Source organism: Pseudonocardia sp. 73-21 (genome assembly GCF_001899645.1).
GTDB lineage: Bacteria > Actinomycetota > Actinomycetes > Mycobacteriales > Pseudonocardiaceae > Pseudonocardia.
The window spans coordinates 22,466-32,098 of the sequence record NZ_MKVV01000016.1 but is presented as its reverse complement, the minus strand read 5'-3'; the positions used below and the strand labels follow the sequence as shown (position 1 = coordinate 32,098).

General features: G+C 73.2%; 12 protein-coding genes and 1 tRNA gene. 9 read left to right on the top strand and 4 right to left on the bottom strand.

Going from position 1 to position 9,633, the window contains the following annotated elements; all coding sequences use genetic code 11:
• Positions 1-586 (top strand): thiaminase II (gene tenA / locus BGP03_RS03220; protein ID WP_299735374.1); only part of this gene is annotated, 586 nt, incomplete at its 5' end.
• On the opposite strand, the gene BGP03_RS03215 is transcribed toward tenA, so the two are convergent.
• Positions 559-1,770 (bottom strand): MFS transporter, encoded by a 1,212-nt coding sequence (locus BGP03_RS03215; protein WP_296369493.1) that lies wholly within the window; start codon positions 1,768-1,770, stop codon positions 559-561. The genes tenA and BGP03_RS03215 overlap by 28 nt on opposite strands.
• A gap of 89 nt (positions 1,771-1,859) precedes the next feature.
• Here BGP03_RS03215 and BGP03_RS03210 point away from each other — a divergent pair, with 89 nt between their 5' ends.
• Positions 1,860-2,819 carry a LysR family transcriptional regulator gene (locus BGP03_RS03210; protein WP_298800285.1) on the top strand — a complete coding sequence of 320 codons (960 nt, stop codon included), beginning with the start codon at positions 1,860-1,862 and terminating at the stop codon, positions 2,817-2,819.
• On the opposite strand, the gene BGP03_RS03205 is transcribed toward BGP03_RS03210, so the two are convergent.
• Both BGP03_RS03205 and BGP03_RS03200 read right to left on the bottom strand, forming a co-directional pair.
• Positions 2,770-3,165, bottom strand: coding sequence for a phage holin family protein (locus BGP03_RS03205; RefSeq protein ID WP_296369489.1), 396 nt, complete (start codon positions 3,163-3,165; stop codon positions 2,770-2,772). The genes BGP03_RS03210 and BGP03_RS03205 overlap by 50 nt on opposite strands.
• On the bottom strand, positions 3,165-4,397 hold the full coding sequence (locus BGP03_RS03200; protein ID WP_296369487.1) for a serine hydrolase domain-containing protein: 1,233 nt from the start codon (positions 4,395-4,397) through the stop codon (positions 3,165-3,167). The genes BGP03_RS03205 and BGP03_RS03200 overlap by 1 nt, the downstream gene beginning before the upstream one ends.
• A gap of 157 nt (positions 4,398-4,554) precedes the next feature.
• On the opposite strand from BGP03_RS03200, the gene BGP03_RS03195 reads away from it, so the two are divergent.
• The 7 genes from BGP03_RS03195 (at position 4,555) to BGP03_RS03165 (ending at position 9,172) form a co-directional block, all read left to right on the top strand.
• On the top strand, positions 4,555-4,839 hold the full coding sequence (locus BGP03_RS03195; RefSeq protein WP_296369485.1) for a hypothetical protein: 285 nt from the start codon (positions 4,555-4,557) through the stop codon (positions 4,837-4,839).
• A gap of 17 nt (positions 4,840-4,856) precedes the next feature.
• The gene (locus BGP03_RS03190; protein ID WP_296369483.1) at positions 4,857-5,369 is read left to right on the top strand and encodes a 2'-5' RNA ligase family protein; all 513 of its coding nucleotides are present in this window, start codon (positions 4,857-4,859) and stop codon (positions 5,367-5,369) included.
• A 7-nt stretch (positions 5,370-5,376) separates the two neighbouring features.
• Positions 5,377-6,324, top strand: coding sequence for a patatin-like phospholipase family protein (locus BGP03_RS03185; protein WP_296369481.1), 948 nt, complete (start codon positions 5,377-5,379; stop codon positions 6,322-6,324).
• Positions 6,325-6,602: 278 nt separating this feature from the next.
• Positions 6,603-6,860 (top strand): MarR family transcriptional regulator, encoded by a 258-nt coding sequence (locus tag BGP03_RS03180; protein WP_298800284.1) that lies wholly within the window; start codon positions 6,603-6,605, stop codon positions 6,858-6,860.
• Positions 6,857-7,603: a putative protein N(5)-glutamine methyltransferase gene (locus tag BGP03_RS03175; protein ID WP_298800283.1), complete on the top strand. Its 747-nt coding sequence runs from the start codon at positions 6,857-6,859 to the stop codon at positions 7,601-7,603. Before BGP03_RS03180 ends, BGP03_RS03175 begins: the two co-directional genes overlap by 4 nt.
• On the top strand, positions 7,596-8,054 hold the full coding sequence (gene rnhA, locus BGP03_RS03170) for a ribonuclease HI (RefSeq protein ID WP_296369476.1): 459 nt from the start codon (positions 7,596-7,598) through the stop codon (positions 8,052-8,054). The genes BGP03_RS03175 and rnhA overlap by 8 nt, the downstream gene beginning before the upstream one ends.
• A 731-nt stretch (positions 8,055-8,785) precedes the next feature.
• Positions 8,786-9,172, top strand: coding sequence for a VOC family protein (locus BGP03_RS03165; RefSeq protein WP_363093132.1), 387 nt, complete (start codon positions 8,786-8,788; stop codon positions 9,170-9,172).
• Between the two features lie 348 nt (positions 9,173-9,520).
• Here the strand turns inward: BGP03_RS03165 and BGP03_RS03160 are convergent.
• Positions 9,521-9,602 (bottom strand) — tRNA-Tyr (locus BGP03_RS03160).
• Positions 9,603-9,633 lie beyond the last annotated feature (31 nt).

The window sequence follows — 9,633 nt, the reverse complement described above, 5'->3', positions numbered from 1 at the left end:
GCTGACCGACGGCTCGCTGCCGCGGGAGGCGTTCCGGCACTACATCGTCCAGGACGCCCACTACCTGCGCGGCTACGCGCGGGCCCTGACCGTGTGTGCGGCCAAGGCCACCGACCCCGCCGACACCGTCATGTTCGCCGAGCACGCTGCGGGGGCTCTGGCCGCCGAGCAGGACCTGCACGCGTCGCTGATGACGGATCTGGGCTCCACCCCCGAGGACGCGGCGCGGGAACCGGTGGCCCCCACCACCCGCGCCTACGTCAGCTACATGCTGGCCACGGCGTACGGCGGGTCGTTCGCCGAGGCCGTGGGCGCGGTGCTGCCCTGCTACTGGATCTACGCCCGCGTCGGTGAGGAGCTGGTGGCGCGCAGCTCCCCCGACCCCCTCTACGCCCGCTGGATCGCGATGTACGGCGGCGCGGAGTTCCGGGCCGTCGTCGACGCGGTGCTGGATGTGACCGACAAGCTGGGAACCACGCTCTCCGACGCCGAGCTGGACCGGATGCGCGAGCACCACCGCACCACCTCACGCTACGAGTGGATGTTCTGGGACGCGGGCTACCGGCGGGAGACCTGGCCCGTCTGACGCCGGGGCAGCAGGAGCGGGGTAGCCAGGAGCAGGACACCCGCCACCGCGACGGCGGTCCGGGCGCTCGTGACGGCGGCCAGCAGACCGCCCAGCCCGGTCAGGGTGGCGATGGACGCCCGCCCGGTCACCGACCACGCGGACAGCACCCGGGACACCCGGTCCGGGCCCGTCCGCTCGAGCCGGTAGGTGGCGTACACCGGGTTGAACACGCCGATGCAGGTGATCAGCCCGAGCTGGACCGCCATCACCAGCACCAGCCCGCCGACGCCGGGGCCGACGAAGGCCAGCCCGATCGGCCAGCACGCACGCAGGGTCCCGGACGCGGCCATGACGCGGCCGGAGCCGAACCGCGCGACGAGCGGGGCCGAGAGCCGCGCGCCGACGAGACCGCCCACGCAGGGGACGGCGAACGCCAGCCCGTACTGCCACGGGGCGAACCCGAGGTCACCGAGCATGAGGACGGCCACCAGCGGCGCCGGTGCCATGATCAGGCCGTTGACCAGCACCGTGTTGAGGAACAGCGGGCGCAGCGTGGGATGGGTGAGGATGTGGCGCCAGCCCTCGAGCAGGCCGCCCGACGCCGGGCCGCGGCGGGCCGGACGCGGCTCGCCCCCGCCGATCGCCCGGATGCCCACCGCCGAGAGCAGGTAGCTGGCGGCGTCCACGGCCATCGACGTCACGGGGCCGAACAGCCCGATCGCCACCCCACCGAGCGGAGGCCCGAGCAGGACCGCGGTCCAGGTCGTGGACTCGAAGCGCCCGTTCGCGACGAGCAGATCGTCGCCCGCGACGAGGCCCTTCAGGTAGGCGCCGCTCGCCGCCGTGAAGGCGAGATCGGCCGTCCCGACCACCACCGACACCACCACGAGCTGCGCGAGGCCCAGCCCGCCGAGCGCGAACGCGACGGGCACGCTCAGCACCGCGGCGAACCGGACCAGGTCCACGGCCACCATCACCGGTCGCTTGCGGCGGAACTCCACCCACGGACCGAGCGGCACCGCCACCAGCGCACCCACGGCCGGCCCCGCCGCGGCCAGCACCGAGACCTCGACCGGTGCGGCGTGCAGCACGAGGACCGCGACGACGGTGAACGCGTCGAACGCGAAGAACGTGCCGAAGGTGCTCACCGAGTACGCCGTCCAGAGCCACCCGAACCGCCGCCCCAGCCGCCTGCGTGCCACCGCGGCAGTACAGCGGGTGGCGGGTCCGCGGGTCCAACAACCGCGGTCCCGGCGAGCCACAACCGCCCGTTGTACTAGCGTCCCGCGCCGTGGACCTCGACGGTGTGCGCACGGTCGTGGCCGTCGCCGACGCGGGCCGGTTCCAGGAGGCCGCCCACGACCTGGGCGTCACCCAGCAGGCCGTCTCCAAGCGGGTCGCGGCCCTGGAGCGCGAGCTCGGGGTGCGCCTGTTCACCCGCACCGCGCGGGGCGCCGTGCCCACCGCCGACGGGCACGCGTTCCTGCCCCACGCCCGCGACCTCCTGCGGGCCGAGGAGCGGGCCGCGGCGTCCGTCCGGCCCGGCGGCCGTGCCCTGCGCGTCGACGTGATCAACCCGCGGATCGCCCCCGCACAGGTCCTCGGCGACTTCCACCGGGCCCATCCCGGGATCGCGCTCGACGTCGTGACCCTCTTCGACGCCCGCGCCGCCGTGGACGCCGTCCGGTCCGGCTCCGTCGACGCGTCCTTCCGCGCCGTCGCCCACCCGCTCCCCGACGGCGTCGCCGCCGTCCGGGTCCTGGACGAACCCATCGAGGTCCTCACGGGACCGGCCCACGCCCTGGCCGCCACCGCCGCGATCACCCCCGCGGAGCTGGCCGCACACCCGATCTGGATGCCCGCCGCCGTTCCCGGCACCGAGTGGGGCGCGTTCTACGACGAGCTCGCCGCGGCGTTCGGGCTGACGCTCGACGTGAACGGCCCCAACTTCGGCACCGACGCGCTGCTCGACGTGGTCGCCGGTTCCCCGACGCTGGCCACGCTGGTCGGGGAACGGACCCGGCTCGTCTGGCCGGCCGGTCACGACCTGCGCCGCGTCGCCGTGCGGGATCCGACGCCGGTCTACCCGCACTCGCTGGTGTGGCGCAGCGACAACCCGCACGCGGCCCTCACGGTCCTGCGCGGTTACCTCGCGTCCCTCCCACCCGGCCCGGAGGCCGGGACCTGGGGCCCGGCCTGGCCTATCGCTGGTCGAGGCGGTCCGGGATCAGGACGTGCAGCACGAAGCTGACGACGGCCACCACGATCGCCCCGACGAACGCCGCGCCGAACCCGCCTACGCTGAACGGCAGCCCGAGGCTGCTGGAGAGGTAGCCGACGAGCATGAACAGCAACGCGTTGACGACGAGCCCGATCAGGCCCAGCGTCAGCAGGTAGAACGCGCAGCCGAGCGTCTTGATGATCGGCTTGATCGTGGCGTTGACCAGACCGAAGATCAGCGCGACCACGACGAGCGTGCCGACCCGGCTGGCCGTGGTACCGGCCGAGTTGTCGATGCCGGGGACGATCAGCGTGGCCACCCACAGGCTGACCGCGATCACCACCACCCGGATGAGGAACGCGAGAGCGTTGGACATCAGTCCACCACCGCCTGGTTGACCAGCGTCCGCAGCTGCGGACGAATCGGATAGGTGCTCGAGGGGAGGAGCTGGGTGAAGAACATCGCGGTGATCTCCTCGACGGGGTCCACCCAGAACGCGGTGCTGGCCAGGCCGCCCCACGCGTACTCCCCGAGGCTGGTGACGCCCTTGCCCGCGGCCGGGTCGAGCACGACGGAGAAGCCGAGCCCGAACCCGACACCCGCGTAGGACGACTCGGCGAAGATCGGCCGGCCGACCGTGTCGAGGTCGTGGCCGCCGGGCAGGTGGTTGGTGGCCATGTAGGCGACGGTGCGCGGCGATAGCAGCCGCACGCCGTCCAGCTCGCCGCCGCGGGCGAGCATCTGCGTGAAGCGGTGGTAGTCGGCGGCGGTGGAGACGAGCCCGCCACCGCCGGAGAGGTAGGTGGGCTCGTGCGTGGCGGCGGCGCCCATCGTGTCGTAGCGGCGCAGGCCGCCCGCGGGGTTGCGGACATAGAGCGCCGCGAGCCGGTCGAGATCGGCCCCGCCGACGGAGAACGCCGTGTCGGTCATGTCCAGCGGGCCGAGGATCTCCTCGGCGAGGAACGCGTCGAGCTTCTTCCCCGACGCCACCTCGACCACCCGGCCGAGCACGTCGGTGGCCACCGAGTAGTTCCACTCCGTGCCGGGATCGAACACCAGCGGGAACTGCGCGAACGCGTCGCACGCGGTCTCGAGGTCCATGCCGCGCGGCGCGCCGAACTCGAAGCCCTTCGCCCGGTACATCTCGTCGACGGGGTGGGCGTGGTGGAAGCCGTAGGTGAGCCCGGAGGTGTGGCTCAGCAGGTGCCAGACCCGCATCGGCTCGCTCGCGGGCACCGTGCCGGGGTTGGCGGCCGACCCGGCGCGGTAGACGCGCAGGTCGGCGAACGCGGGGATGTAGCGCGAGACCGGATCGGTCAGCTCCAGCGCGCCGCGCTCGTAGAGCATCATCGCCGCCACCGAGGTGATCGGCTTGGTCATCGAGTAGATGCGCCACACGGTGTCGTCGGCGACGGCGCGATCGGCCTCCAGGTCGGCCAGGCCGTAATGGGCCAGATGGGCGACCCGGCCGCGGCGTGCGACGGCGATCGTCCAGCCGGGGAGACGTCCGTCGTCGACGTAGCGACGGAAGTGGGAATCGATGCGCCCCAGGCGATCGGCGTCGAAACCGACCTCTCCCGGCTCGGCGTCCACCTTGAGCTCAGCCACGGCCGCGACCCTACTCCCGATCACCACCCGTCATGGTCGGCGGTGATCGTCACTGGACCGGGTGAACCCCTCCGACCTGGGATAACGACCTGCAGCCGCGTCCCGACAAGCGGGGTACAGGGCCGTACCGCGGCTCACTGACAAGGACCGGTGAACGATGGCCGCACCCCGCACCCGGACGCTCCCGCGCGCCACCCCGATCAGCTGGGAGGCCGAGGCCCCCACCGAGCGGTTCCCCACGATCCCCGCCCAGCGGACCGCTTCGGAGGTCCTCCCCGCCGCCGCCCCCTACGGCAGCGGCCCGTTCGCCGCGCCCACCGCACCCGCGCCCGGGGTGGCCGGCCGGTTCGCGGTCAGCGCGATCGCCGCGGTGCTCGCCCTGATCATCGCCGTCGCCCTGCTGGGTGCGCTGCTCGAACTCACGGGCGCCGTCTTCAGCTGACCGGCACGATGGGGCCGGTGGAGCCCGAGCTGACCGCCGTCGTCGTCCCCGTCGCCGAGGCGGAGCCCCTCGTCCGCGATCTGCGTCTCGAGCTCGACGCGAGTGCGGCGCGCGGCGTCCCGGCCCACGTCACGGTGCTGTTCCCGTTCCTGCCGCTTGCCGAGATCGACCTGCCCGCGCTGCGGGAGGTCGTCGCCGCCACGCCGTCGTTCACGGCCACGTTCTGCCGCGTCGACTGGTTCGGTGACGACGTCGTGTGGCTGGCCCCCGAGCCCGCCGACCCGTTCGTGCGGCTCACCCTCGCCGTCCAGGAGCGGTTCGGGGCCGTCCCCTACGGCGGTGAGCACGGCCGCGAACCCGTTCCGCACCTGACCGTCGGTCATGACGCCCCACTGCCCCGGCTGCGTGCCGTCGCCGCCCACCTCGAGACCGGCCTGCCGTTCACGGCCGAGATCCGGGCGGCCCAACTGCTGGCCGGCTCCCGCCTCCCGGACTCGTGGCGCACGGTCGCGCGGCTCCCCCTGGGATGATCGGTCCATGAGCTCACCCCTTCCCGGCGACGACGAGGTGCTGCGCGCCCTCGTCCGCCGACGCGACACCGGGAACCGGGACGACGGCCACCACATCGCCCTCGTCGTCGCCGGTGGCGGCATGCGCGGCGCCTACGCCGGCGGGATGGCGCACGCGCTCGACGACGCGGGTCTCGCGGGCGGCTTCGACGCGGTCTACGGCAGCTCGGCCGGCGCCTACATCGGCGGCGCCCTGCTGCTCGGCGACGGCCGCGGCGCCGCGCACATCTTCTTCGAGGACATGGCCTGCCGGGAGTTCGCCGACCTGCGCCGCCTGCGCACCCGGAAGCCGGTGGTGTCGCTCGACCACCTGCTCGACGACATCATGGTCCACTCCAAGCCGATGCCCTGGGACCGCCTGCACGCCTCGCCCGTCCCGCTGCGGGTGATCGCCACCGACGTCACCGACCTCACGCCGCACGTGCTCGAACCCCGCGACCCCGACGAGTGGAAGGTGGCGTTCCGGGCCACCGCCGCGATCCCCGTGCTGGCCGGGCCGCCCGTCGAACTGCAGGGACGGCGCTGGATCGACGGGTCGGTCTCCGAGCCGCTGCCGGTGCTGCGCGCCCTGCGCGACGGCGCCACGCACGTGCTCGCGCTGCTCAACCGCTCCGGGCACCGGCCCGATCCGGGCGCCGGCCCCGCCAGGTGGGCCCGCGCCCTGGACCGGCTCGCCCCCGGCCTGGGCTCGATCGCGCAGGAGGGCCACCGCATCGGCCCGGTGCTGGCCGTCATCGACGACGCCGCGCACCCGTCCCGCGACGGCCGGCACCTGCTGGCGCTCCGCCCCGGCGAGGACGCGGGCGTCACGGGCCTGACCATCGACGTCTCGCGCGTCTACCGGGCCTCGCGCATCGGGTACGCCACCGTGGAGGCCGCGCTGGAGCGGGTCAGCACCGGGCGGGTCACCGGCTGACAACCGCGGTTGACCGCCTTGCGGGCAGGCCTTCTGGTCGTTCGGCGGGCTGTTCCTCGTCGGCTCCCCGGGCAGCGACGACCCGGCGGGCGAGGACTTCCGCCGTGACCTGACCCGCACGGGCCAGCCGCCCGCGGACCGGGCGCGCCGAGCCTTGCGGGCCAGCACGGCCTCGAGCCCGGGCACGAGGACCTCCGCGCCGGAGAGGTCCACGAGGAGCCGACGCGCACCGGCGTCCGGCAACGCCCGCAGGACGTGTTACTCGGTAGCCTAGGCACATGGAGCAGGACCTTCAGATGACGCGGGCGATCCGGGACGCCGTGATCGGCGCCCAGAACCACCGGCTCCTGGCCGCGCGGCAGGCGTTCAGGATGGGCGCCACCGACATGATCGCGCTGTCGCAGCTGTTCGTGCAGGGCACGTGCCGCCCCGGCGGTTTCGCCACCCGCCTGCAGATCACCAGCCCGTCGGTCACCGAGCTCGTCGACCGGTTCCAGCGGGCGGGCCTCGTCGACCGCACTACGGTGGGCGCTTGACCGACATCGTCTCCACGCTGCGCGTCGCCGGCTGCGTCTTCGCCGAGGACGAGGCGCGGTTGCTCGTCGAGGCGGCGTCCGGTCCGGGCGAGCTCGACGGGATGGTCGCGCGCCGCGTCGCCGGCCTGCCCCTGGAGCACATCCTGGGCTGGGCGGAGTTCTGCGGCCTGCGGATCGCGGTGGACCCCGGGGTGTTCGTGCCCCGGCGACGCACGGAGTTCCTCGTGCACGAGGCGGTCGCCGTGGGCGGGGCGGTCGTCGTCGACCTGTGCTGCGGCTCGGCGGCCGTCGGCGCCGCGCTCGCGGCCGCGCTGGGCCCGATCGAGCTGCACGCGGCCGACATCGACCCCGTCGCCGTGCGGTGCGCCCGGCGCAACGTCCCCGTCGTCCACGAGGGCGACCTGTACGCGGCCCTGCCCGCCGACCTGCGGGGACGGGTCGACATCCTCGCCGTCAACGCCCCGTACGTGCCCACCGACGCGATCGCGATGATGCCGCCCGAGGCCCGCGACCACGAGGCGCGCGTGGCGCTCGACGGCGGGCGCGACGGCCTCGACGTGCAACGGCGGGTGGTCGACGGCGCGTCCGCGTGGCTGGCCCCGGGCGGACACCTGCTGATCGAGACGAGCCGCGGCCAGGCCGCCGCCACGGCCGCCGCGTTCACCGCCGCCGGCCTCACCCCACGTGTGGCGATGTCCGACGATCTGGACGCCACGGTCGTCATAGGGTACGCGGGTGGCTGAACAGGTCGTGGAGATCTACACCGACGGCGCGTGCAGCCCCAACCCCGGGCCGGGCGGGTGGGGTGCGGTGCTGCGCTACGGCACCGTCGAGAAGGAGCTGTGCGGCGGCGACGCCGGTGAGACCACCAACAACCGCATGGAACTGACCGCCCCGATCCGCGCACTCACCGTCCTGAAGCGACCCGTCACGGTGGCGATCTACACCGACTCCGCCTACGTCCGCAACGGCATCACGAGCTGGGTGCCGAAGTGGAAGACCAACGGCTGGATGACCTCGGACCGCAAGCCGGTGAAGAACGCCGACCTGTGGCGCGAGCTCGACGAGGCCGTGGCCCGGCACACCGTCGAGTGGCACTGGGTGAAGGGCCACGCCGGACATCCGGAGAACGAGCGCGCCGACCGGCTCGCCGTGCGGGGCATGGAGGAGGCGGTCGCCGCGGTCCGTGCCTGACCCGATCTTCCGCACCCCCGGCTCGTCACGGTCCACGACGCGCTCGATCCCGACCGTCGCGACCGGGACGCCCACGTCGCGATGGTGGACCGGTTCGGGGCACGGTCGGTGGTGGGTCTCGGCTGCGGTAGCGACCGGCCGTCACGACGACCCCGGGTCCGACCACCCGGGCGTGGCGACGTCGTCGTGATCTCCTCGCGGCGCCGATGACGTCCGACCCCGGCGAGGTCCACTCCTGCACGCTGATCGTTGGGAGTCCGACGACGAGCTCCCGCGCCTCGGGGTCGGCCCGCGCGATGGAGCCCGACAACCACACAGGCGGCCTCTGTCCAGATTTTCGCTGGTCAGAGGCCGCTTGTGCTGGGTCGAGGGGTAGCGGGCAAGGTACTCGGTGCCGCCTGGCCGGCCACCCCTCGGGCCGGTAGCCCTCGGGCGCGCCGTGAGGAGATCACCGCCCCCGCCGCACTCCCCCGATCTCCGAGCGGTGCCGGGCGCGCGGGGGGAGCCCGAGTTCTACCGGTTCTTGGGGGTAGTGCGCGTCGCGTGCTGGTCAATCCCGTCGCCCCGTGAAACCTGCTCGCTCGTGTCGTCGCCGGGAGGCCGAGGCGACCTACCCCGCTCACGAATCCGGTCCTCGAACAAGGTCATCGGGCGGGATCCGAGGTTCTGTCGTCGTTCGTCCTCCCCGATTCGCCCAGGCAAGTGCAGGGTCCGACGGGCAGGCTGCGCGAATGAGGTCCCGAACGGATGGCATGTGGTGGGGAACAGCGATCGAGGCGCCCGACCCCCGTGGGTTGGCGAAGTTCTACGTCGAGCTCCTCGGTTGGCACCTCGGGCATGAAGAGCCGGGCACGGCCGTCGTCGCTGCTTCTCCGACAGGACCGTTCTTCGTGTTCCAGCAGGCGGAGGGCTACCGGCCGCCGGTGTGGCCGCCGGTCGAGGGAGAACAGCGGCCGCTGATGCACTTCGACTTCCAGGTAGGTGACCTGGACTCAGCGGTCACCGAGGCGGTCGCCTTGGGCGCCGCGGTGGCTGAGTTCCAGCCGCAGGAGAACGTCCGGGTTCTCTTCGATCCGGCCGGCCACCCCTTCTGCTTGTGCTTCGACGAGGGACGATGAGTGGTGTGCGCGGCGGGCCGCTCTCGGAGAGCCACTACGGCCGGCTCTGGGCTCTGGCGCGGGCAGCGATCCTCACGTCGGCGGAGGCGGCGTCACTACTGGCTCGGCGTCCGTACGACCTCCGGCACGCCGTGGTCTCCACCTGGCTCAACAGCGGCGTGCCTGCCCCACAGGTGGCCGCGTGGGCCGGGACGCCGGTCCGAGGCCCTGCATGCCAGGTCGTGAAGATCAGTCCGTGAACGGTCCACGGATGCCCGTAGACAGCGGGCGGAGCCGGACACAGCCGGACAACCACAAAAGCGGCCTCTGTCCAGGTTTTCGCTGGTCAGAGGCCGCTTGTGCGGGGTGTGGCAGGTGAAGGATTCGAACCTTCGTAGGCTAAGCCGACGGATTTACAGTCCGCTCCCTTTGGCCACTCGGGCAACCTGCCGTGGTGCGCCGTGGCGCGTGGACGAGGATAC

Excerpts from the sequence above, each read along its gene's own strand:
- BGP03_RS03205 (WP_296369489.1), bottom strand. The coding sequence starts at position 3,165 with ATGTCCAACGCTCTCGCGTTCCTCATCCGGGTGGTGGTGATCGCGGTC.
- BGP03_RS03195 (WP_296369485.1), top strand. The coding sequence starts at position 4,555 with ATGGCCGCACCCCGCACCCGGACGCTCCCGCGCGCCACCCCGATCAGC.
- BGP03_RS03185 (WP_296369481.1), top strand. The coding sequence starts at position 5,377 with ATGAGCTCACCCCTTCCCGGCGACGACGAGGTGCTGCGCGCCCTCGTC.
- BGP03_RS03180 (WP_298800284.1), top strand. The coding sequence starts at position 6,603 with ATGGAGCAGGACCTTCAGATGACGCGGGCGATCCGGGACGCCGTGATC.
- BGP03_RS03165 (WP_363093132.1), top strand. The coding sequence starts at position 8,786 with ATGAGGTCCCGAACGGATGGCATGTGGTGGGGAACAGCGATCGAGGCG.